The 22279-nt window shown below is 35.1% G+C and carries 25 protein-coding genes and 1 other annotated feature; of the genes, 16 read left to right on the plus strand and 9 right to left on the minus strand.

The features are described from left to right. Nucleotides 1-3 precede the first annotated feature (3 nt). The 12 genes from BMY13_RS07560 to BMY13_RS07615 all read left to right on the plus strand — a co-directional run bounded on the left by BMY13_RS07560 (nucleotide 4) and on the right by BMY13_RS07615 (nucleotide 10755). Nucleotides 4-1071, plus strand: a complete 1068-nt coding sequence (locus BMY13_RS07560; RefSeq protein WP_092492473.1) for an AI-2E family transporter — start codon at nucleotides 4-6, stop codon at nucleotides 1069-1071. A 64-nt stretch (nucleotides 1072-1135) separates the two neighbouring features. Further along, nucleotides 1136-1342: a binding site (T-box leader), on the plus strand. 159 nt (nucleotides 1343-1501) lie between these two features. Continuing rightward, nucleotides 1502-4141: an alanine--tRNA ligase gene (gene alaS / locus BMY13_RS07565; protein WP_092503695.1), complete on the plus strand. Its 2640-nt coding sequence runs from the start codon at nucleotides 1502-1504 to the stop codon at nucleotides 4139-4141. Nucleotides 4142-4237: 96 nt separating this feature from the next. After that, a complete protein-coding gene (locus BMY13_RS07570; protein ID WP_092492475.1) occupies nucleotides 4238-4507 on the plus strand; it encodes an IreB family regulatory phosphoprotein in 270 nt (89 codons plus the stop codon). Continuing rightward, nucleotides 4508-4924: a Holliday junction resolvase RuvX gene (gene ruvX / locus BMY13_RS07575; protein WP_092492476.1), complete on the plus strand. Its 417-nt coding sequence runs from the start codon at nucleotides 4508-4510 to the stop codon at nucleotides 4922-4924. Nucleotides 4925-4936: 12 nt separating this feature from the next. After that, nucleotides 4937-5224 (plus strand): DUF1292 domain-containing protein, encoded by a 288-nt coding sequence (locus BMY13_RS07580; RefSeq protein ID WP_092492477.1) that lies wholly within the window; start codon nucleotides 4937-4939, stop codon nucleotides 5222-5224. A gap of 122 nt (nucleotides 5225-5346) precedes the next feature. Then, nucleotides 5347-6465 carry an endolytic transglycosylase MltG gene (mltG, locus tag BMY13_RS07585; protein ID WP_092492478.1) on the plus strand — a complete coding sequence of 373 codons (1119 nt, stop codon included), beginning with the start codon at nucleotides 5347-5349 and terminating at the stop codon, nucleotides 6463-6465. 205 nt (nucleotides 6466-6670) lie between these two features. Beyond that, the gene (locus tag BMY13_RS07590; protein ID WP_092503697.1) at nucleotides 6671-7306 is read left to right on the plus strand and encodes an O-methyltransferase; all 636 of its coding nucleotides are present in this window, start codon (nucleotides 6671-6673) and stop codon (nucleotides 7304-7306) included. Nucleotides 7307-7327: 21 nt separating this feature from the next. Further along, entirely contained in the window at nucleotides 7328-7966 is a 639-nt protein-coding gene (udk, locus tag BMY13_RS07595) for a uridine kinase (protein WP_092492480.1), read from the plus strand. Between the two features lie 144 nt (nucleotides 7967-8110). Next, nucleotides 8111-8587 carry a transcription elongation factor GreA gene (gene greA, locus BMY13_RS07600; RefSeq protein WP_092492481.1) on the plus strand — a complete coding sequence of 159 codons (477 nt, stop codon included), beginning with the start codon at nucleotides 8111-8113 and terminating at the stop codon, nucleotides 8585-8587. Between the two features lie 456 nt (nucleotides 8588-9043). Then, nucleotides 9044-9727 carry a YrrS family protein gene (locus tag BMY13_RS07605; RefSeq protein ID WP_092492482.1) on the plus strand — a complete coding sequence of 228 codons (684 nt, stop codon included), beginning with the start codon at nucleotides 9044-9046 and terminating at the stop codon, nucleotides 9725-9727. Between the two features lie 26 nt (nucleotides 9728-9753). Beyond that, nucleotides 9754-10443, plus strand: coding sequence for a 5'-methylthioadenosine/S-adenosylhomocysteine nucleosidase (mtnN, locus tag BMY13_RS07610; protein ID WP_092503699.1), 690 nt, complete (start codon nucleotides 9754-9756; stop codon nucleotides 10441-10443). Between the two features lie 72 nt (nucleotides 10444-10515). After that, nucleotides 10516-10755, plus strand: a complete 240-nt coding sequence (locus BMY13_RS07615) for a YrhC family protein (protein ID WP_092492484.1) — start codon at nucleotides 10516-10518, stop codon at nucleotides 10753-10755. 153 nt (nucleotides 10756-10908) lie between these two features. Here BMY13_RS07615 and sigK read toward each other — a convergent pair whose 3' ends face one another. From sigK to sda, 9 genes are all read right to left on the minus strand, one after another. Next, nucleotides 10909-11613 carry an RNA polymerase sporulation sigma factor SigK gene (gene sigK / locus BMY13_RS07620; protein ID WP_092492485.1) on the minus strand — a complete coding sequence of 235 codons (705 nt, stop codon included), beginning with the start codon at nucleotides 11611-11613 and terminating at the stop codon, nucleotides 10909-10911. A 114-nt stretch (nucleotides 11614-11727) separates the two neighbouring features. Next, on the minus strand, nucleotides 11728-13215 hold the full coding sequence (locus BMY13_RS07625; protein ID WP_092503701.1) for a UDP-N-acetylmuramoyl-L-alanyl-D-glutamate--2,6-diaminopimelate ligase: 1488 nt from the start codon (nucleotides 13213-13215) through the stop codon (nucleotides 11728-11730). Nucleotides 13216-13385: 170 nt separating this feature from the next. Further along, a complete protein-coding gene (gene mnhG, locus BMY13_RS07630; protein ID WP_092503703.1) occupies nucleotides 13386-13757 on the minus strand; it encodes a monovalent cation/H(+) antiporter subunit G in 372 nt (123 codons plus the stop codon). After that, nucleotides 13738-14049 carry a Na(+)/H(+) antiporter subunit F1 gene (locus tag BMY13_RS07635; protein ID WP_092492488.1) on the minus strand — a complete coding sequence of 104 codons (312 nt, stop codon included), beginning with the start codon at nucleotides 14047-14049 and terminating at the stop codon, nucleotides 13738-13740. Before BMY13_RS07635 ends, mnhG begins: the two co-directional genes overlap by 20 nt. Next, a complete protein-coding gene (locus BMY13_RS07640) occupies nucleotides 14046-14522 on the minus strand; it encodes a Na+/H+ antiporter subunit E (RefSeq protein ID WP_092492489.1) in 477 nt (158 codons plus the stop codon). Before BMY13_RS07640 ends, BMY13_RS07635 begins: the two co-directional genes overlap by 4 nt. Nucleotides 14523-14528: 6 nt before the next feature. Further along, entirely contained in the window at nucleotides 14529-16004 is a 1476-nt protein-coding gene (locus tag BMY13_RS07645; RefSeq protein WP_092503705.1) for a Na+/H+ antiporter subunit D, read from the minus strand. Next, nucleotides 15997-16335 carry a Na(+)/H(+) antiporter subunit C gene (locus tag BMY13_RS07650; RefSeq protein WP_092492491.1) on the minus strand — a complete coding sequence of 113 codons (339 nt, stop codon included), beginning with the start codon at nucleotides 16333-16335 and terminating at the stop codon, nucleotides 15997-15999. The genes BMY13_RS07645 and BMY13_RS07650 overlap by 8 nt, the downstream gene beginning before the upstream one ends. Then, nucleotides 16335-18671, minus strand: a complete 2337-nt coding sequence (locus BMY13_RS07655) for a Na+/H+ antiporter subunit A (protein WP_092503707.1) — start codon at nucleotides 18669-18671, stop codon at nucleotides 16335-16337. Before BMY13_RS07655 ends, BMY13_RS07650 begins: the two co-directional genes overlap by 1 nt. A gap of 204 nt (nucleotides 18672-18875) precedes the next feature. After that, nucleotides 18876-19016: a sporulation histidine kinase inhibitor Sda gene (gene sda, locus BMY13_RS07660; RefSeq protein WP_092492493.1), complete on the minus strand. Its 141-nt coding sequence runs from the start codon at nucleotides 19014-19016 to the stop codon at nucleotides 18876-18878. Between the two features lie 488 nt (nucleotides 19017-19504). Between sda and BMY13_RS07665 the strand changes: the two genes are divergently transcribed. From BMY13_RS07665 to yhbY, 4 genes are read left to right on the plus strand one after another with little or no spacing between them, the layout of a single operon-like run. Next, nucleotides 19505-20020, plus strand: coding sequence for a YqeG family HAD IIIA-type phosphatase (locus tag BMY13_RS07665; protein ID WP_092503709.1), 516 nt, complete (start codon nucleotides 19505-19507; stop codon nucleotides 20018-20020). Nucleotides 20021-20022: 2 nt separating this feature from the next. Beyond that, nucleotides 20023-21123, plus strand: a complete 1101-nt coding sequence (gene yqeH, locus BMY13_RS07670) for a ribosome biogenesis GTPase YqeH (protein WP_092503711.1) — start codon at nucleotides 20023-20025, stop codon at nucleotides 21121-21123. A 10-nt stretch (nucleotides 21124-21133) separates the two neighbouring features. After that, nucleotides 21134-21979 carry a shikimate dehydrogenase gene (aroE, locus tag BMY13_RS07675; protein ID WP_092503713.1) on the plus strand — a complete coding sequence of 282 codons (846 nt, stop codon included), beginning with the start codon at nucleotides 21134-21136 and terminating at the stop codon, nucleotides 21977-21979. Nucleotides 21980-21982: 3 nt separating this feature from the next. Next, complete coding sequence (yhbY, locus tag BMY13_RS07680) at nucleotides 21983-22273, plus strand: ribosome assembly RNA-binding protein YhbY (RefSeq protein ID WP_092492497.1); 291 nt, start codon at nucleotides 21983-21985, stop codon at nucleotides 22271-22273. The last annotated feature ends 6 nt before the right edge of the window (nucleotides 22274-22279 follow it).

Here is a 22279-nt window from a genome sequence, read left to right on the forward strand (position 1 = left end):
GGTATGTTCAAAGGTATAAAACCGTTAGATTTGCTGTATTGGGCCATTACCGGAATTGTTGTTTTTCTGTTTATATTTCTATTTGTAAAACTTTCCCCTATTTTTGGAGATTTCTTTTCATTTCTTTGGTATTTGCTTTCTCCTTTTCTAATTGCTATTCTAATTGCTTATCTCGTCTATCCCGTCATCAAAAAGATGCATCATTTTAATATACCTAAAAGTATTGCTATCTTAATAATCTATCTCTTATTTTTTGGTGGCACCGCTTATTTAATTTATCGGGTTTACCCTGCTATCATTCATCAGCTAAGTGATTTAAATAAGCAATTACCGCACTTAATTGAAATGTACCGCAATTTTGTGTACAGCTTATACGAGTACACTGCCTTTTTGCCGGAAACAGTTCATGACAAGATGGATGAGCTGATTTACGATATAGAATCTTTTATTGAGAATCTTCTAACCAACCTTGTAAGAGGATTTACGAAAGTATTCGATTTGATCGTGTTCCTCACTGTAATACCTGTATTAGTTTTTTATTTTCTGAAGGATTTTGTCAAAATAAAAAACTATTTTAAAAAATGGGTTCCATCGAAGTATCAAACTCAAGTTGGTGATTTAGTTCAAGCAGTAGATAAAAGCTTAGGAAAGTATATTCGTGGGCAATTACTTGTTTGTCTATTTGTAGCATTTACAACATTTGCAGCTTTTTATATCCTGGACGTTAAATATGCATTGTTGTTAGCAATAATCATCGGGTTAACAAATATCATACCATATTTCGGACCGATTATCGGTGCGGTTCCTGCAGTAGCTATAACTGCTGCGGCTTCTGGCAAATTGGTACTAATGGTATTATTAACCATTTTTATCATACAGTTAATTGAAGGAAACTTATTATCTCCTTATATCGTTGGAAAAAGTATCAATATACATCCAATTGCCATCATTTTTGCCTTATTGTTAGGTGGACAATTAAGTGGTGTGCTCGGAATGATATTGGCAGTACCAGTATTAACAATAATGAATGTAGTCACAACACACTTAATTGCAATTAAACGATATAATTGACATTTCTGCTTTAGTTTTCTATAATATCGCTTAACTAGTAAATTATTATTTATAATAATTATATGAGAATACATTGAAGGTTCTAAGTACATGATACTCTAATTTAAGAGAGGGATTTCCTTTGGGCTGTAAGAAATCCTAATGTAGGGGCATGGAAAGCTAAACTGGAGTACGGTTAATCCCCGTCGGTCTCATACCGTTACTATGACAAAGTGATGGACGAACATTTCGTTCATAATTAGGGTGGTACCGCGAATATCTCGTCCCTGCATAAATGCAGAGAGGGGATTTTTTTAATTGTTGGAAAAAGTTAAAGTGATGTGGATAATTGGACTTCAGCATCAGCTACTCCCAACCCCGACGTACAGGTATACGTTTTTCTAATTGTAAAAGTAGTGCTTAAAATAAAATCAAAAATGGAGGAAAAAGTATGAAACAGTTAACTTCAGCACAGGTACGACAAATGTTTTTAGATTTCTTTAACGAAAAAGGACACCGTATAGAACCAAGTGAATCATTAGTACCAAAAGAGGATCCAACATTGTTATGGATTAATAGTGGTGTCGCTACATTAAAAAAGTATTTTGATGGACGGGTTATCCCAGATAATCCGAGAATGGTTAATGCACAAAAATCAATTCGGACAAATGATATTGAAAACGTAGGATTTACAGCAAGACATCATACCTTTTTTGAAATGCTTGGCAATTTCTCTATTGGTGATTATTTTAAAAAAGAAGCAATTGAATGGGGTTGGGAGTTTTTAACCAGTGATAAGTGGATTGGTTTTGACCCTGATCTATTAGCTGTCACTGTCCATCCTGAAGATGATGAAGCATATGATATTTGGCTGCATGATGTTAAAATCCCGGAAGAACGTATTATTCGTCTTGAAGAGAACTTTTGGGACATAGGTGAGGGACCTAGTGGACCAAATACAGAGATTTTCTATGACCGTGGTGAGAAATATGGAAGTGATCAAAATGATCCCGAACTATATCCGGGTGGTGAAAATGATCGATATCTGGAGATATGGAATTTAGTATTTTCTCAATTTAATCATAACCCGGACGATACCTATTCACCATTACCTAAGAAAAATATAGATACCGGTATGGGGCTAGAACGAATGGTTTCCGTTATTCAAGATGTTCCGACTAATTTTGAAACAGACCTGTTCATGCCAATAATAAAGAAAACTGAGGAATTATCCGGGAGTGTATATGGAAAAAACACTGCACATGATACAGCATTTAAAGTCATTGCAGATCATATCAGAACAGTAACATTTGCAATAGGTGATAATGCACTTCCCTCAAACGAGGGCAGAGGATATGTGTTAAGAAGGCTATTGCGTCGTGCGATTCGTTTTGCTAAGCAAATTGGTATTGATAAGCCATTTATGTATCAGTTGGTCCCAACAGTTGGTCAAATTATGAAAGACTTTTACCCTGAAGTAGTTAAACAACAAGAGCATATTGAAAATATTGTTAAAGTCGAGGAACAACGCTTCCATGAAACGTTAAATGATGGCTTGGATATTCTAACATCCATTATGGAAAAAGAAAAAAATAAAGGAAGCGATGTTTTTCCTGGCAGTGAAGTGTTTAGACTGTATGATACGTATGGGTTTCCGAAAGAATTAACCGAAGAATATGTGGCGGAACAAGGATTCACCATCGATGAGAAGGGTTTTAAAGAAGAGATGGAAAAACAGCGTGAGCGAGCTAGAAATGCACGTCAAAAAGTTGACTCTATGCAAGTACAGGATGGTATATTAAGTGAGATAGAAGCAGATAGTACGTTTATTGGTTATAATCAATTAGAAACAGATACTGCGATTACAGCAATCGTCAATGGAAGTGATATGGCTGAATCAGCCAAAGCTGGAGAGGAAGTAATGCTATTCTTACAGGAAACACCTTTCTATGCCGAGAGTGGTGGTCAGATTGCAGATAATGGCTGGATTTACACGGATACTGCCTCAGCATATGTTGAAGATGTACAAAAAGCTCCAAAAGGTCAGCATATTCATCGGGTGCGTGTGAAAGATGGTGAACTGCATACTGGAAACAGTGTAAAAGCAATAGTTGATAAAGGATTCCGAACAGCTATTATCAAGAATCATACCGCAACACATTTGTTGCATCAGGCTTTAAAAGATGTGCTTGGTGACCATGTCAATCAAGCTGGTTCTATGGTGACTCCAGATCGATTACGATTTGATTTTTCACATTTCGGATCTGTAAAAGAAGAAGAATTACAGCATATTGAACAAATCGTTAATGAGAAAATATGGGCCTCATTACCATTAGAAATTGATATTAAGAAAATAGACGAAGCTAAAGAAATGGGAGCAATGGCTTTATTTGGTGAAAAATATGGGGACATTGTTCGTGTTGTTCAAATAGGAGATTATAGTATTGAATTATGTGGTGGATGTCATGTTCAAAATACAGCTGAAATTGGCTTATTTAAACTGGTGTCTGAAACTGGTATAGGTGCTGGCACAAGGAGAATTGAAGCAATTTCGAGTAAACAGGCATATGAGTATGTAAATAAAAAGCTTAACGTGTTACAATCAACAGCACAGCTTCTAAAAACAAATGAAGAAAAGACTCCAGAAAGAGTGGAGGTATTGTTCCAGGAAATAAAGTCATTGCAGAAAACCAATGAATCGTTGAATGCAAAGCTATCAAATGCAGAAGCATCATCTGTACTGGAACAAGTAGAAACGGTTAAGGGTGTTAACGTACTAACACAACAAGTGAATGTTAAGGACATGAATCAGCTACGAAATATGGTTGATGATCTAAAACAAAAATTAGATTCAGGCGTAATACTACTGGCAGCAGAGAATAACCAAAAAGTACAGCTGGCATCCGGTGTATCAAAAGATTTAATTGAAAAAGGGTTACATGCTGGTAACTTAATAAAAGAAGCCGCTGAACTATGTGGCGGTGGAGGTGGCGGTCGCCCTGATATGGCTCAGGCCGGTGGTAAAGATTCCAGTAAAATTAACGAAGCATTAAAGCTTGCCAAGCAATATGTTAAAGAAAAAATTAACTAAAAAATAGCTTGTATTCTATCTAACAAAAAAAGATATAATAATAAGAGTAAACATGTTAGAATATGAATAAGGCAAAACATGGAATGAGGTGTCACTATGAGCTCTATTGATAAAACAATGAAATTTAATTTTTCGGAGGAACCTTTTGATCAGGACATAAAGGAAATTCTGTTTACTGTCCATGGTGCGCTTAAGGAAAAAGGTTATAATCCGATCAATCAAATTGTGGGTTATTTATTATCTGGTGACCCTGCATATATACCAAGGTATAATGATGCACGGAACTTAATTCGTAAAATTGAGCGTGACGAGGTAATTGAGGAATTAGTTAAATTTTATTTAGAAGAACAGCAAAAGGATAGATAAATGAAAATAATTGGATTAGATGTTGGCTCCAAAACAATCGGTATTGCGGTAAGTGACGCTTTTGGCTGGACCGCACAAGGTTTGACCACGATAAAGTGGGATGAACAGGAATTACATTCCGCCGATGAACAGCTAGAAAAAATTTTGAAAGAGCATGAAATTGAAAAAGCTGTAATAGGATTGCCCAAAAATATGAACAATACTATAGGTGAACGTGGAAAGGCATCTCAAAAATATGCAAAACATATTGAAGAGACACACAAGATCCCCACAATTCTATGGGATGAAAGACTTACTACTATTGCTGCTGAACGTGTCCTTCTGCAGGCGGATGTTAGTAGAAAGAAAAGAAAGAAAGTAATAGACAAGATGGCAGCTGTAATGATTTTACAAGGATATCTTGATCAACAGAATTAAAGGAGTGTAGTAATGGCCCTAGAGGAAAAAGAACGTATTATCATACCAGATGAAAATGGTGAAGAACATTTATTTGAAGTATTATTTACCTTCGATGTAGATCAAACTGAACAATCTTACATTGCAGTTGTACCAGTTGAACAAAAAGACGACGAAGAAGTTGAAGTTTATGCATTTCGTTATGAAGAAAAGGAAAAAGATGACAATGATCTTTCTCTCTTCCCGATTGAATCAGAACAGGAATGGGAAATTGTTGAGGAAATGCTGAATACACTAGCTAATGAAGAAGAGAACGAATAAGTATTAAAGGCAACAAATAATAGATTATTTAGCTGATGTCAAATAATGATGTCAGCTTTTCTTTTATCATAGCTAAATTTTATTTTTTTTAGTATAATGTACCGGGTGAGGGGGATAAAAGAATGTTCAAGAAGAAAAAGTCAGGTGGTTATAAGGACAATTTAATAAAGCGCAACGACGATGCTAGAACGGTTAGAAAAATTGTTGCCATTATTATTATCTCATTAATCCTTATACTTGTCGTAGGTGGAATATCTGGATACACATATATCAAATCTGCCTTACAGCCTGTCAATCCTGATAGTGAAAAAGAAGTAAAGGTTGAAATTCCAATGGGTTCTTCAACGTCTAGCATCGCAAATGTTCTTGAAGAAAACGGGATTATAAAAGACAGCCGTGTTTTCAGGTTTTACATAAAATTTAAAAATGAGTCTAATTTTCAAGCAGGAGAATATACATTTACACCATCGATGAAAATAGATGAAATAATTACGGCTTTAAAAAATGGTAGAGTTTTGGAAGAACCGGTATATACAATTACTATCCCTGAAGGAAAGACCATTGATGAGATAGCTGGAATATACGCTGGAAAACTTCCTTTTAGTAAAGATGATTTCCTGGATGCAGTAAATGATCCAGAGTATATTGAAATACTTATAAATACTTACCCGGATATATTAACGAACAATATATTGAATCCTGATATTCGTACACCGTTAGAAGGGTATTTATTTGCAGCAACATACAATTTTTATGAAGAGGAACCTAGTGTACAATTCGTAGTTGAACAAATGCTCGACAAGACAGTGGAGGTTGTTACACCTTATCTGGATGAAATTTCTGCACGCGATTTTACTGTACATGAAGCTTTAACAATGGCATCGCTGGTTGAAAAAGAATCAAGCTCTGAAGATCAACGAGATAATATCGCAAGCGTATTTTATAATCGACTCGATGAAGGTATGGCGCTGCAAACAGATCCAACTGTTTTATACGCACTTGGTAAGCATAAAGAAAAAGTATTATCAAAAGACTTGGAAATACAATCACCATATAATACGTATCAAGTCAAATCTTTACCTGTAGGACCGATATCAAATTTCGCTAAAAATTCTTTGCACGCAGCTCTAAATCCAGCGGAATCTGAATATAAGTATTTCTTACATGATGGTGAAGGAAATGTGTATTTTTCAGAAACGCATGACCAGCATCTAGAATATAAAGCACAGTATATAGATTAATGTCAAAAGGGAGTGTGGATTAGAAATTCACATTTCCTATTTTTGGGCAGTAAAGAAATTACTTTCTTACTGCATAAGTATAGCTAAGGCATATCTATGTTAAGGCTTGCACTCCAAAATATAAAGGTTCCTATGAAAGCAAAATACGTTTTCATAAGACTTCCTTTAACGATTGCCAAGTTTTCTAATAAAAGAGGTTGTTGTAATGGATGAAAAGTTAAGAAGTTATTTAACTCGATCTTTACCTCCTACAGACGATTGGGTAGAGGAACTTGAGCGAATTGCAGAAGATGAAAATGTACCAATTATGGATCCAATAGGCATAAACTTTGTAATGCAATTAATACGCTTAAAGAGGCCTAATAGAATATTAGAGGTAGGTTCTGCTATTGGATATTCAGCACTAAGAATGCTGGAAGCAAATCCGAATGCTACTATTGTGACAGTCGAACGGGATGAGCAAAGGTACAATCAAGCAGTTCAAAACGTTTGGAAATTAGGTGTTCAGGATAATATACAAATCATTTTCGGAGATGCTATAGAAATACTGAGTGAACTTAAAGAGGATAACAAATTTGATTTAGTGTTTATTGATGCAGCCAAAGGACAGTATAAACGTTTTTTTGAGCTCTCCAGTCCACTTTTATCCGAAAATGGATTTATCCTTTCAGATAATGTTTTATTCAAAGGCTTTGTAGCTGATCCAGAGAAAGAACATCCCAGATTTCAGAAATTAGCTAGGAAAATTAGAGAGTACAACGAATGGCTAATTCAACACCCCGATTATGTAACAACAATTGTTCCAATTGGAGATGGAGTAGCTATAAGTAATAAAAAGTAGAAGAAGGGAGAACCTATTCTCATGCCTGAAAAACCAGTTGTTATAGGTGTTGCTGGAGGTAGCGGGAGCGGTAAAACGACCGTAACCCGTTCCATCTGTCAACGTTTCCAAGATAAAACAATTCTTGTAATAGAACAAGATTATTATTATAAAGATCAGAGTCATTTACCGTTTGAAGAGAGACTGAATACTAATTACGACCATCCATTAGCCTTTGATAATGATTTATTAAAAGAACATTTGCATGATCTTATGAATGGTAAAACAATCGAGAAGCCGGTATATGATTACAAGGTTCATACACGCTCTACAGAAGTGATTCCAGTTGAACCTAAAGAGGTTATAATTCTGGAGGGTATTCTAATTCTGGAAGATCCTCGTTTAGTTGATTTAATGGATATAAAGGTGTTTGTTGATACAGACTCGGATGTACGTATTATTCGCCGACTTTTAAGAGATATTAAGGAGCGCGGGAGAACTTTGGATTCTGTTATTGATCAATATACTAATAATGTTCGACCGATGCATCTGCAATTTGTGGAACCGACTAAAAGATATGCAGATATCATAATTCCAGAGGGTGGTCAAAATCATGTGGCTATTGATATTATGGCCACTAAAATTGAGAAAATATTATCTAAAAATCGACAAAATAATTAATGTAAAAGTATTGAAAATTTAAATTAAATCTGCCATAGTAGTGTTTAGTATAACTATTCACAGGATATTAAAGACATAAATGCAGTAATATCATATTGTTTTATGATTTTATTTGAACTGTTAGATAGAAGGAGTGTATTTTAAATGGCAATAGAGAAAAGTTTTTATATGACCCAAGAGGGGAAAGAGAAGTTAGAAAATGAACTGCATTACTTGAAAACGGAGAGAAGGCAAGAGGTAGTTGAACGAATAAAAGAAGCACGCGGATTTGGTGATTTATCTGAGAACTCCGAGTACGATGCAGCTAAAGATGAACAGGCATTTGTTGAATCACGTATTAGCCATGTCGAAACAATGATTCGCAATGCAGTGATAATAGAAAATGATAATGATAATCCAGACATAGTATCATTAGGGAAAACTGTGACGTTCAAAGAGTACCCTGATGGAGAAGAAGAATCCTATACCATTGTAGGCAGCGCTGAGGCCGATCCATTTGAGGGAAAGATTTCGAATGACTCCCCAATGGCCAAAAGTTTACTTGGCCATGAAATTGGTACTGAAGTATCAGTGGCCACACCTGGTGGAGATATCCAGGTACAAATCGTAAAAATTGATTAATTTCTAAGAAAAAGCGGATGACTATTCATTCCGCTTTTTTTAATGGCTGTTAGTTTAAATACATTAGAGAGAAGAACTTCCGACAGGTTTCGACTTGCAGGATATACGAGTCCCATGTGGGCTATTATTCCTGTTTTCTAAATGTTTATCGCTATCGATATAGAATGCGATACAGATTAAGAGTAACCGATTACGTTGTTTTTGCTTCCGAGGAAGCTGACGTTGCCGGCGGAAATCGTAGTGTATTCCCGGAGCGATGTCATAGCAATTAAGTTTATCTTTCAACATTACGTCGCATTAGTTAATATGATTCCGTTGCTTGGAAAAAAGCAGAATTCGTTTAGAAAACAGACTTCCATAATAATATAGTCAAAAATATCTATTCTAAATATGACATATATCTTCTCTGGCAAAATATGATATTATAGTAGTGTATAGTATGGGAGGGTATAGGCAATGTCTGATTTCAACGATTATTCACGTGTGGATAAATTTGAAAAGCGAAGAAAGAATACTAAATCATTATCGGTTTTTCTAGTATTGGGTAGTATACTTATTATTGTATTACTTGGAGTAATTATTTTTGGAGGTGATGATGAGGCTGATCAATCTGCTGAAAATCAATCAAATGCAGCACCAGATGAGTCAGAACAACCTGAAGATGAAGATGAGTCAACTCCTAAAGAGGACGAGCAATCGGTTACAGAAGAAAATGAATCAGAGAATAGCAACAGTACGTCAGATAGTTCGAATGATACCGGTACAGAAGAAGAAAATAATAATGATGTAGAAACAGAGCAGGCTGAACCCTCTGATGACAACGTTACAGAGGCATATACTGGAAATTGGGAACCTGTTGGGACAGAACAGACTGGCCAGCATACAATAAATTATACTGAGAATTCCCAGGATAGAAAAGAAATGCGAAAAGCTGTTGCGTTAGCGACTGATTTAAATGAAGATAGTTTTACTATGTGGTGGATTGAACGTAATGGAAATCAGAAGGTTAAAACGACAACATCAAATCCGAGTGAATCAAAAATTTACCGAGTATATCTAACTTGGGTTGAAGGTCAAGGATGGAAACCAACTAAAGTAGAGAAACTAAAAGAAAATGACCAAAAATATCGATTTGAATAGGCATATTTCATAATGGAGGCACTGCTATGACGATTGGAATAATAGGAGCAATGGATGAAGAAATAGCTTTGTTAATGGATGAGATGACAAACAAAAAAGAAACTACTATTGCTAATTGCTTGTATGTGCATGGCGAATTACTTGGTCAGGATGTAGTCTTACTTAAATCAGGTATTGGAAAAGTAAATGCTGCAATGGCAACGACGATTATGCATGAAAGATATGCACCATCTAAGGTGATTAACACAGGCTCCGCTGGTGGTTTTTCAAATGATTTAGAGGTTGGCGACATTGTTATTTCAACACAGGTTGTCCATCATGATGTAGATGTTACAGCTTTTGATTATGCATATGGTCAGGTTCCTGATATGCCGGCAATGTATGCTGCGGATACAGAATTAATTGCAAAAACTACACAAGCAATAAAAGACTTGGATATTAATTTTAACGAAGGTGTTATTGCAACAGGCGATTCTTTTATGGATGATCCGGAAAGAGTAGCGTTTGTACACAAAAAGTTTCCTACGATGCTTGCAGCGGAAATGGAAGCAGCAGCAGTTGCACAAGTTTGCTATCAATACGATAAACCATTTGTCATAATCCGAGCATTATCTGACATAGCTGGAAAACAGTCGTCTAGCTCATTTGATGCTTTCCTTGAAGATGCAGCTAAGAATGCAGCTAACTTAATAATGAAAATGATTAAAACGATTTAATGCATCCAAGAATTACCTTCCTATAGTAATAGTTTCATATGTTATGATTCTTATATAGGAAGGGGAGATACTATGAAGTTGAATATAGAACAATTAGAATTAAAATTAAAGGACTATCGCCGTTTTACAGCAACATTGTTAATATTGGCTTCATATCTATATATGGGTGCAATTATTAATACGTATATTCGTCAATCCCCAGATGGGAGTTCACTAACACTACTGGCTTTTGCAACAACATTCGTTGCTGGATGGCTAATCTATCATTCTCATCGTCTGAAAATAAAAATACAGGAAAATGAGCGCGTATGATTTTTTGTCATCGCGCTTTTTTGTTCGCATTTCTTACTGCATATGTGCAACTAAAGGCTTATCTATATTAAAACTTGCACTCAAATGTATATAGTGTAATAAGAAAGCGAAGTACGCTTTCATAAGAATACTTTGACGAATGCCATATTTTATTTAAGCTCTTTTTTCTTTCCGATAGTATTCATGAAAAACTTTCATCAACGCTCTTTTCTCTATACGGGATACATAACTTCGGGAAATATTTAATTTGTCAGCAATTTCCCGCTGGGTCATCTCTTTTTGCTTTCCTAACCCATATCGGTAAATGATAACTTCTCTTTCCCTGCTGTCAAGGATAGATAGATAGTGTTTCAGTTTATCGATTTCCATGTTTAGCTGAATATATTCAATAATGTTTTCATTTTCAGCTTCTAAGATATCAATTAGACTTATTTCATTTCCTTCTTTATCTTGGCCGATTGGATCGTGAAGGGAGACGTCTTTCTTCACCTTCTTTAATGCACGTAAATGCATCAGTATCTCATTTTCTATACACCGAGCCGCGTATGTGGCTAATTTAGTTCCTTTGTCTGTAGAGTAACTCTCAATTCCTTTAATTAACCCAATCGTCCCAATAGAAATTAAGTCCTCCATATCCTCTCCAGTATTTTCAAACTTCTTGACGATGTGCGCAACCAGCCGTAAGTTGTGTTCAATTAATTTATTTCGAGCGGTCTCATCACCATTTTGCATTGCCTGAATATACCTTGCTTCATCTTCTGGTGGTAATGGTTGTGGGAACGCGTGGTTTTTTACGTAGGAGACAAAAAAGAGCGCTTCTTTGATCAGCAATGCAAGAACACTTAATATTCCAGACAAACACAAGCACCTCCTTCAATTACTGGCTGGGCTATTGCCTATATAACATCTTTATGAAGGAAGGGATGGTTTTGTGTCTGTCCGGATAAATTTTAGCCTGGTTTATTAACTTTTTTATTCAGGGTGGGGTATACACTTTTTATATTTTCTATATGATACCTCTTTAATAATACTAGTATCGCTATATGGTTGTTTTGTGTTCTCAATAATTTGGTAATTTTCTTGCCCCTTACCAGCAAATATTAATATATCACCTGGTTCAGAAATTTCTATTGCATATGTAATTGCTTCCTTGCGATCTGCAATTAAGACATAATTATCATGCTGCATGCCTTTCTCCATATTTCTAAGTATCTTCTCAGTATTTTCATATCTGGGATCATTAATAGTTAAAATAACATAATCTGCTTTTGATGCCTTTTCTGCCATAAGTGGCCTCTTAGCATCATCTCTATCACCTCCAGTACCAGCAAGGTAAATAAGTCTATTTGTTTTGAAAGGTAATACAGCTTGTATCGAACTTTCTATTGCATTTGGTGTATGGGCATAGTCAAGATACAAGGTTACTGGAGCATTTATATCTAATTTTTCTAATCTGCCACTGATTGGTGATATTGATTGCAAAATAGTTACGAGTCTTTCAACAGATGATCCATTTGCATACAAGGAAGCAATTGCGGCCATCGCGTTATATATATTAAAGGTACCTAACAAACGCATTTTTGCATGATATGTACCCTCGGGTGTATGCAAGGTGAATTCAGTAAAATCTTCGTGGAAAATAATCTTGTTAGCGTAAAAGTCTGACTGCTCCTGCAGACCATATGAAATGACCTCATGGGCAGATAAGTTTTTATACGTTTCAAACCATGGATCATCGTAATTTAACACGATATATTTAGACTTGGTTAGATCATTTCCCAATTGGGAAAAAAGGATGCCTTTTGTGTACCCATATTGCTCCATTGTACCGTGAAAATCCAAATGATCATGTGAAAGGTTTGTGAACGTAACAATACCAAAATCAATTCCGTTTAGTCTTCCTTGTGCAATACCATGGGAGGACACTTCCATTATCATATGGCTAATGCCATTATTTAGTGCACTCTTTAACATTCGCTGATTTGTTATCGTGTCACAAGTCGTATTTTCAGTTGATTTTAATTCATCGTTTATTGTTATTCCGTTTGTTCCCGATAATCCAGCCTGAATTTTCTCTTCTCGCAGCATAGAATAAATTAGATTGGTTACAGTAGTTTTACCATTTGTTCCGGTCACACCGAATGTAGTCATCTTTGTAGAAGGGTAGTCGAAAAACCTATTTGCGAGTATTGCCATTGCTTTTTTTGAATCGCTGACAATGACTAACGCGGACTTTTCAAGGTCCATATCCAGGTATTTCTCTGAAACAATTATAGATGCTCCATTTTCCAATGCCTCTTTATAAAAGTCGTGCCCATCAAAGGTAAATCCTGTTGTACATATAAATAAACATCCAGTTACTGCCTGGCGTGAATCTTGTTCAATAGCAATTACTTCATTAGGTATAGTTCCATATACTTGTTTTACTTTTAAAGCGGATAATAAAAATTGTGTATTCATTTTAGAACCTCTCATCTATAAAATCTCTTCTTACTATGTCCAAATTTATATTAAATATATTTTTATAATATGTTTTATACCCAATCATTCAAAGTTTTAATCTAATTCAAAATTCCCAAATTACTTTATTATGGTACAAAAAAAGTAACTTTTATATAAAAAGTTACTTTTTAATGTTGGGTATGCTTTTGAATAGCTTCTTCATATTCGTCTGTTCTATTTTTAGTAACGGGCTTTACTCCGTTCCGATGGGCTGCTCTTGATATCATATGACCTGAGACAGGGGCGGTTAACAGTGTAAATACAATAGCTAATAGTAATTTTCCGCTAACTATACTGTCTGATACGTATAAAAATAGAAATGCACCAATTAATATACCTGCAATACCAAGTGTTGAAGCTTTGGTAGCTGCATGTAGTCGTGTATAAACATCAGGAAAACGAACAATTCCAATGGAACTTGATAGAATGAAAAATGTTCCTGATAGTAAAAAGAAGGCGATTATTAAATTAAAAATGACTTTAATCCAAATTTCTATCAATTATAACACCCTTTTCCAAGTATTTTGCAATTGCTATCGTCCCAATGAATAATAGGATTCCAATAAGTAAGATAACATCATTCAACATGGTTGTTGAAATAATAATTGCAACCAAAGCTGCCAGGCCCATTAGATTGATACCTATTGCATCGAGTGCCACAGCTCGATCGGCATTTGTTGGCCCATCAATGATTCTATATAATAGCAGCAGTAGTGATATGGAAATACCTATTACACATACTTTTGTAACAATCTCAAGTATGGTTCCAGTTATTGATAGTAATTCTGTCATCGTGTCACCTCAGAAATAGCTTTTTCAAATGTGTTTTTGATAGAGTAAATTTCATCTTCAATATCATCAATATGCATGGCATGGATATAAATATGGGTGTTGTCACTGGAAATAGCCACGGATAGCGTACCAGGTGTTAAAGAAATTAAGTTTGCAAGTAAAGTGATCTCCCAATTACTTTTTAATTCGGTAGGCATTGCAAAAATTCCTGGTTCAAACTCAAGCTTAGGTTTATAAACAAGTTTAACGATATCGAAGTTTGATGATATCAATTCTTTTATAAATAAAAACATTAAATAAATAATTTTATATACGCGTCTTAAATAAAAGGCATCCGGAATAAAACGATTTAACACAAGCAACAAAAGTATTCCCAGTATATATCCGGCAATAAAGCTTGCTCCGGAATAGCTTTCACTTAAAAACATCCACATAATCGCGATTATTAAGTTAATAACTACTTGAAAGGTCATAATACACTACTCCTTTAAAACAGAATCAATATATACTTCTGGATTTAACAAATATGCAGAAATAGATTCGATAGATGGATAAACAAATTCAGCTCCTATTCCTAGCATAACAGATAAAGATAATAGAAATACGATTGGAGCAATTAGTCCTTTTGTGGATTTATGTTCAAGCGATTCATCCTTTTCTCCCCAGAATCCTTTAATAAATATTTTCATAATGGAATAAAGAATTAGTAAGCTTGACAGTAAACCTATAATAACAATAGCGATCTCACCACTTGATAAGGCTCCTTTTAGTAATAGTAATTTACCAATAAATCCACTGAATGGGGGAATACCGGCTAAAACAAATGCAGCAACAAACAGAAGCCAGCCTAATAAAGGATAATAGTGAATTAGTCCACTGAATTTCCGCAAATCAGATGTGCCAGCAACATAGGTTATCGTTCCTACGATTAAGAATAGTGCTGTCTTGATAAGCATGTCATGAATTAAGTAATAAACAGATCCACTCATGGAATCTTCGTTAAAAATACCAATCCCCATAAGAATAAAACCAATTGCAGGTATAATGTTGTACGCAACAATTAATTTGATATTATTGGTTGATAGAGCTCCGATTATTCCAAAAATCATGGACAATCCAGCAATCCATATAAACATTTCATGCGTTAAGTCAATCTTATATACAAAAATTAACGAAAATACACGAATTATAGAGTAGATGCCGACTTTAGTAAGTAATGCCCCAAATAGAGCTGAAATAACAGGGTTCGGTACAAAATATGACTTAGGCATCCAGTAATATAGAGGAAATAATGCAGCCTTTGTTGCGAACACAAAGAATAAAAGTATTCCAATAGTTGTTAAGATGCCTTGCTGTTCAACATCTTGTACACGTTGGGCAATCTGTGCCATGTTAACAGTTCCTACAACAGAATATAAAAATGCAATAGCAGTTACAAACAGGATGGATGAAAATAAGTTTATTAATACATATTTAATCGATTCTTGAAGCTGTACTTTTTCGCCACCCAAAACGATCAGTGCATAGGAAGCCATTAATAATACTTCAAAGAAAACGAATAAGTTGAATAAATCACCTGTAAGAAAGGCACCTGAAACCCCAGATATTAAGAAGAAAAAGAACGAATAGAAATAATATTGTTCTTTTCGATCAGTTAATGAATATGGAGCGTAAAAAGCACAAGCTACTGCAAGAATGTTTGTTGTAAAAACTAGCAGTATTGCCAGTGAGTCAGCAACCAGAACAATTCCAAATGGAGCGTCCCATCCACCTGTTTCCATTATGATGGATCCACTAGTAAAGACTGTCCAGGTTATATAGCTAACTGTAACTAGATTTATAATAGAAAAAACTTTTGTTAAAAATCTGATCAAAACTAATTTTTTTGGAAAAAAAGCTAGGATTATTCCAGCAATTAACGGAATAATGATTGGTAAAACTGCTAAATTACTCATGTTCGTTACCCCTTAACTGTTCCATATTATCTGTATTATTTTCGTTTACTGTACGATAGGCAAGCACTAGCAGTAAGCTGGTTATACCAAAACTAATAACAATAGAAGTTAGTATCAGCGCCTGTGGTAATGGGTCAGTATATTCGTTAACACCTTCTATTAGAATTGGTGGGGCACCTGTTTTTAATTTCCCCATTGTTAATATAAATAAGTGTGCACCATGTGAAAGTAGTACTGTGCCAATTATAATCCGCAACAATTGCTTTTGTAATAGATTATAAATTCCCGTGGCAAATAGTGTACCTGCTAGGATTGAGATAATAATTTCCATTATTTCTCCTCCTTATTGTTTCTTAGGTTAATCATGCTATAGATGGCGAGTGCCGCAATACCTAGAACGGCAATTTCAAATAATGTATCCAATCCGCGCATATCTACTAAAATAACGTTAACCACATTATCACCGCCACCCAGTGAATGAGAGGTTTCAATAAAATAATCTGAAATTTTATTGAAACTGTTGGTGCTATGGGAAGCTATTGCAATCAATGTTAACAATGTACCAAAGCCAACCGAAATAAATATATTTATTGTTTTGGTACTTAATGTTTCATCATTTTTTTCAAGTTTAGGCAAGTGATAGAAACAAAGCAGAAATAATGCGACAGAAACTGTTTCTATTACCAATTGTGTTAATGCCAAATCTGGGGCACGGTAGATGACGAACAGGATTGCTACACCATAGCCAACAACTCCCACAGTTAAAATAGCGGCTACATTATGCTTGGTAAAGATTGTGCCAATTGCAGCTGCAATCATAAGCAGAACAACTGCTATTTCAACAATTGTTACCTCAGCCAACTCATTAAATTGAATCGTGAAACCATTGGTCACAAACATGAATGTGAATGTAACTACTAATGTTGTAGCAAGAATTGCAGCGAAGTAGAACCTGATGGATCCCGTCATATAAGAACGTGTGATTCGATTTGAATACACATCCAACATGCTGATTAACCAATCGTATGCTTTATTAAAACTCAATTTTCCTGGGAGTAACTTATAAACTCCATTCCATTTTTTTCGTGTTGAAACAAGAATTGTACCAATCCCTACTACAACAAGTGACATTTGGAATGCAGTCGAATCAATGCCGTGCCAGAATTTAAGTTCTTTAACAACCTCACTTCCATACACTGATTCTGCAGCATGGGCAATAAATGTTCCATTGACTAAATTAGGGAACAGTCCAATTAAGATAACACCTAAGACAAGCACGATTGGAGATATCAGCATACCAAACGGTGCTTCATGTGGTTTTTTAGGTAACTGGTTTAGTTGTGTTTTTCCTCTAAAGACACCGAAGAAGAAATACAGCGAGTAGACAAATGTGAAAATGCTGCCTAATACTGCCAGGTAAGGGATCACCTGTATCAGAAAACTTGCTGTACCGCTTATTCCCTCTGTTAAATGAATAGCGGAATCAAAAAACAGTTCTTTACTGTAAAACCCATTTAGAAATGGTAATGGAACACCTGCCATAGAAAACGTGCCAAATAACGCTAGCGTGGCTGTCATTGGCATGAAGGTTAATAGACCTCCAAGTTTTCGAATGTCGCGTGTGCCTGTTTCATGGTCTACAATACCTGCGACCATAAATAAACTTCCTTTGAACGTAGCATGGTTTAAGATGTGAAACACTGCAGCAAAGACAGCAATTTTTGTCCCAAATCCAAGCATTGCCATAATCATACCCAACTGACTGATTGTTGAGAACGCAAGAATTGCCTTTAAATCAGTTTGGCGCACGGCCATATAAGACCCCCAGCATAACGTAACAATTCCAGCTATACTTACGATAATAAAAAACCACTCATAACCAGAAAAAATAGGAGAAAAACGTGCAACCAGGAAGAGTCCTGCCTTAACCATTGTTGCAGAATGGAGGTAGGCACTTACAGGTGTAGGTGCTTCCATTGCATCTGGCAGCCAGATATGGAAAGGGAATTGTGCTGATTTAGTAAATGCCCCTAGAAGTATAAATCCTAAAATAAGTGGCAAGTATTTGCTGTCTAAAATAATATCAGCTTGCGCAATCATCGCTTGAATACTGGTAGTCCCAGTGATGACAGATAATAATATAAATCCGCCAAACATACTTAAACCACCGAAAATAGTAATTAACATTGACTTCATTGCACCGTATCTAGACCGTTCGTTGAAATGCCAATATCCAATTAGTAAAAACGATGAAATTGATGTTAATTCCCAAAATGTATAAAGAACAAAGATGTTATCGGATAAAACTACACCAAGCATTGCGGCCATGAACATGATTAAGTAAACGTAAAAATGACCTAAACGCTCTGAATTATCAAGGTAATAAATAGAATAAAGAACAACAAGTGCACCGATTCCACTTATCAGTAATACAAACAGGAGGCTGAGACCATCTAAATAAAAATTGAAATTAATATCAAGAGATGGGATCCATTTATATGTTTGATGAATTGGTGAAAATTCGTTCCCAATGAAACGAATAAAGTATAGAAATATCGTAAAGGGAATAATGAATACAAAAATACCAGTATGTATCTTGTCTTTAAACTTACTTATAAATGGAATAAAACAAGCAAGCAAAAGCGGGATTAATACTATGTAAATCATTTGATTGTAGTCCTCCTTATTGAATACGGGTAGGTAAGTATGAACGAAACGGGGAATCCATTTAGTTAATTTACGTGACTAGCTTTATTTTTATTATTATACCAAGATAGCTTATCATAATTTGATACTGGATAAAATAAAAAACCCCTATCATTTAATTGATAGGGATGAGTATAGTCACGATTATTATATTGGTAAACTGATTCAACTTGAGCATTTGATTTTGTGTGTTAATGATCTTTTCCTGATTTCTTTTTCAATAAGATATACAAAGTCGGGGCTCAAATTTAATTCATTTGCTTTATGGTATGATTCTAATAACAGTTCGTCTGACAAATGTTCCATAAAATCAGCCCTCCCCTAACTTTTTAAGCAATTAAGAAAATAAAAATCCTTTACTGCATAAGTGCATCTAAGGCTTAGCGAGAAGCCATGTTTTTCTAATATCTAGTATCTCCTTTTGTTATATAATAATTTACCATGAATTGATAGGTAGAACAAGGTTATAGTTATCTACAATCACTTGTAGATAACTTGTGTATAAAAGGTAAAAATCCGTCGAAAATGTTGATTTTTCACTGTGGATTTTGTTGACAGAGTTATCCACAACTCGAAATTTGAAAGAAATTGTCGAACGGTTTTTGGCATAAATGAGATGATTATTAATAAAAATAACACTTTTGGATTGGATTATTTCTTTATTAATGTAGAAAGTTATTATACGATTAAGTTATAATATTTACTTGCACCTGTATCTATAGAAATAATATCCTGGGCACGAAATATTACTTAGAATACAATGCATTTTCAGCATAAATGAAGAGGTGTACCTATTGTTAAAAAAATTTTTGCCAAATGAACATGTGAAGACCATTTTTGATATACATCCAGCTTTGCTGAAAAAAAAAGGAATTAATGGAATTATTACTGATTTGGATAATACACTTGTGGCTTGGGATGTAAAGGATGCTACTCCAGAAGTCATCCAGTGGTTTGAACAGATGAAAGAACAAGATATTAAAGTAACAATTATTTCGAATAATAAACAGGAACGCGTTAAAATATTTTCGGAACCACTTGATACACCATTTGTGTTTAGTGCAAGGAAGCCATTAAGCCAAGCTTTTAAGAGTGCGGCTAAAGAAATGAGGCTGAAAAAGGGTGAAATAGTAGTAATCGGTGATCAGCTTTTAACGGACGTGCTTGGTGGTAATTTCGCAGGATTTCACACGATACTAGTTGTACCTATTGTTCAAACTGATGGAAAAATCACCCGTATTAATCGAAAAATTGAACGGAGAATACTTAGTTACATGAATAAAAAAGGTAAGATAAGCTGGGAGGAATGAGAATGGAGAAAATATACTGTCAAGGTTGTGGAGCCCTAATACAATCAACTAATCCTGATGAAGTCGGATACACACCAAAATCGACACTTGATAAGGATACTGTTCTATGTAAACGTTGTTTTCGCTTGAAGCATTATAACGAAATACAAGATGTTGCCATTACAGATGATGACTTCTTGACAATGGTAAGCCAGATTCGGGATACTGATGGACTTGTTGTTCACTTAATAGATATATTCGATGTTAATGGAAGTATGATAAAAAGTCTTCCCCGAATTATCGGCAATAAATCAGTTCTATTGGTTGGCAATAAGATTGATTTGTTACCCAAATCCACTAATAAGCGTAAATTAACACAATGGCTCCAAACAGCTGCTAATGAAGCTGGAATAAAAGTGGAAGGTATATACCTTATTTCATCAGTAAAAGGATATGGCTTAGCAGAATTGACTGAGGCTATTGAAAAGTATCGAAACAAAAATGATGTTTATATTGTTGGTACAACAAATGTTGGGAAATCCACTTTCATAAATCGGCTGATACAGCAATCAAATGGCGTAAATGATGTGATAACTACTTCCTATTTTCCTGGCACAACTTTAGGATTTATAGAGATACCTTTGGATAGAGATACGTCAATAATTGATACACCTGGTATCGTAAATAAACAGCAAATAGCACATTATATATCAGATAATGATCTCAAGCTAATAACACCAAACAAAGAAATCAAGCCCAGGGTATACCAATTGAATGATCAACAAACGCTCTATTTTGGAGGTTTGGCACGTTTGGACTTCGTTAAAGGTGAGAGGCAGTCGTTTGTATGTTATTTTTCGAATGACTTATCGATCCATCGGACAAAGTTAGAAAAGGCTGATCAGCTATTAAGTGAACATAAAGGTGGCCTTTTATCTCCGCCAGATGATAAATCTATTGAAACTTTACCTAGGTTGACCGAAAGTACGTATCGAATTACAGATAAACAAACAGACATTGTTTTCCCCGGACTGGGTTGGGTAACTATTCCAACTGGAAATGTAACAGTTGCTGCGCACAGTCCTAAGGATGTTAATGTTTCAATCCGAAGGTCATTTTTATAGGAGGACTAGTATGCAATTGAAGCTGGGGCTTATTGGTTTCCCCATAAAACACTCTCTGTCTCCTTGGATTCATAATCAATTTTTGGATAAATCTGGAATAAAAGGCACATATTCAATTATGGAAATCAGTCCAGATGATTCGTTTGAGCAAGAATTGGAGCGAATGAAAGAAAATGGAATTGATGGGTTTAATGTTACCGTTCCATATAAAAAGCAAATAATAAATTATCTGGATGATTTGGATAAAAATGCTGAAATAATTGGGGCGGTGAACACAGTAGTTTGCAAAAATGGTAAATGGGTAGGCTATAATACCGATGGAATTGGGTATGTTATCGCCCTAAGAAATAAATTTCCGGAAATTTTTCGCGATAAGACAAATAGAATTCTAATTATCGGTGCCGGTGGTGCTGCTTATGGAATTTATTACGGGTTGAAATCAGAAGGGTTTACGCAGATTGATATAGCAAACCGTACACATTCAAGTGCGAAAGCAATTGCAATTCTTGGAGATAATAATGTTGAGACATCAATATTGACACTGGATGAAGCACATGAATCCATTAATAGCTATAATTTAATTATTCAAACGACATCAGTTGGGATGAAACCAAATACTGAAGATACAATAATACCAATCAAATCACTTAATCAAAAGAGTGTTGTCAGTGATATTATTTACCAGCCGTTAAACACTAAGTTTTTGATGGATGCAAAGAAAACAGGGGCGTCTATTCATTATGGTCATACGATGTTATTGTATCAAGCACAGTATGCATTTGAACTTTGGACAAACAAGAAAATGCCTATTGATAATATGGATCAGCAGCTTAAAACTATTTTGGAAGGAAGATAAAGTATGCTAACAGGAAAACAAAAACGATTTTTGCGTTCAAAAGCAAACCAATTAAAGCCTATATTTCAAGTAGGTAAAACAGGTGTTAATGAGAATATGATTGAGCAGATTAGTGAAGCACTTGAAAAGAGAGAATTAATTAAGGTTAGTATCTTACAGAACTGTATGGAAGACAAAAACACAGTTGCTGAAAAGTTATCGGCTGGGGCGGAAGCGGAAGTAGCTCAGATTATAGGCAATAATATTGTACTTTACAAAGAGTCCCAGGAAAATAAACATATTCAGTTACCTTAAAGGAGT

Source organism: Virgibacillus subterraneus, assembly GCF_900110695.1.
GTDB lineage: Bacteria > Bacillota > Bacilli > Bacillales > Amphibacillaceae > Lentibacillus > Lentibacillus subterraneus.

Coding starts and splice junctions, on each gene's coding strand:
- udk (WP_092492480.1), top strand. CDS start 7,328: ATGCCTGAAAAACCAGTTGTTATAGGTGTTGCTGGAGGTAGCGGGAGC.
- sda (WP_092492493.1), bottom strand. CDS start 19,016: ATGGAACATTTGTCAGACGAACTGTTATTAGAATCATACCATAAAGCA.
- BMY13_RS07560 (WP_092492473.1), top strand. CDS start 4: ATGTTCAAAGGTATAAAACCGTTAGATTTGCTGTATTGGGCCATTACC.
- BMY13_RS07580 (WP_092492477.1), top strand. CDS start 4,937: ATGGCCCTAGAGGAAAAAGAACGTATTATCATACCAGATGAAAATGGT.
- ruvX (WP_092492476.1), top strand. CDS start 4,508: ATGAAAATAATTGGATTAGATGTTGGCTCCAAAACAATCGGTATTGCG.
- BMY13_RS07590 (WP_092503697.1), top strand. CDS start 6,671: ATGGATGAAAAGTTAAGAAGTTATTTAACTCGATCTTTACCTCCTACA.
- mtnN (WP_092503699.1), top strand. CDS start 9,754: ATGACGATTGGAATAATAGGAGCAATGGATGAAGAAATAGCTTTGTTA.
- BMY13_RS07640 (WP_092492489.1), bottom strand. CDS start 14,522: ATGACCTTTCAAGTAGTTATTAACTTAATAATCGCGATTATGTGGATG.
- alaS (WP_092503695.1), top strand. CDS start 1,502: ATGAAACAGTTAACTTCAGCACAGGTACGACAAATGTTTTTAGATTTC.
- aroE (WP_092503713.1), top strand. CDS start 21,134: ATGCAATTGAAGCTGGGGCTTATTGGTTTCCCCATAAAACACTCTCTG.
- greA (WP_092492481.1), top strand. CDS start 8,111: ATGGCAATAGAGAAAAGTTTTTATATGACCCAAGAGGGGAAAGAGAAG.
- mltG (WP_092492478.1), top strand. CDS start 5,347: ATGTTCAAGAAGAAAAAGTCAGGTGGTTATAAGGACAATTTAATAAAG.
- BMY13_RS07635 (WP_092492488.1), bottom strand. CDS start 14,049: ATGACAGAATTACTATCAATAACTGGAACCATACTTGAGATTGTTACA.
- BMY13_RS07625 (WP_092503701.1), bottom strand. CDS start 13,215: ATGAATACACAATTTTTATTATCCGCTTTAAAAGTAAAACAAGTATAT.
- BMY13_RS07615 (WP_092492484.1), top strand. CDS start 10,516: ATGAAGTTGAATATAGAACAATTAGAATTAAAATTAAAGGACTATCGC.
- yqeH (WP_092503711.1), top strand. CDS start 20,023: ATGGAGAAAATATACTGTCAAGGTTGTGGAGCCCTAATACAATCAACT.
- yhbY (WP_092492497.1), top strand. CDS start 21,983: ATGCTAACAGGAAAACAAAAACGATTTTTGCGTTCAAAAGCAAACCAA.
- BMY13_RS07605 (WP_092492482.1), top strand. CDS start 9,044: ATGTCTGATTTCAACGATTATTCACGTGTGGATAAATTTGAAAAGCGA.
- BMY13_RS07655 (WP_092503707.1), bottom strand. CDS start 18,671: ATGATTTACATAGTATTAATCCCGCTTTTGCTTGCTTGTTTTATTCCA.
- BMY13_RS07650 (WP_092492491.1), bottom strand. CDS start 16,335: ATGGAAATTATTATCTCAATCCTAGCAGGTACACTATTTGCCACGGGA.
- BMY13_RS07570 (WP_092492475.1), top strand. CDS start 4,238: ATGAGCTCTATTGATAAAACAATGAAATTTAATTTTTCGGAGGAACCT.
- BMY13_RS07645 (WP_092503705.1), bottom strand. CDS start 16,004: ATGAGTAATTTAGCAGTTTTACCAATCATTATTCCGTTAATTGCTGGA.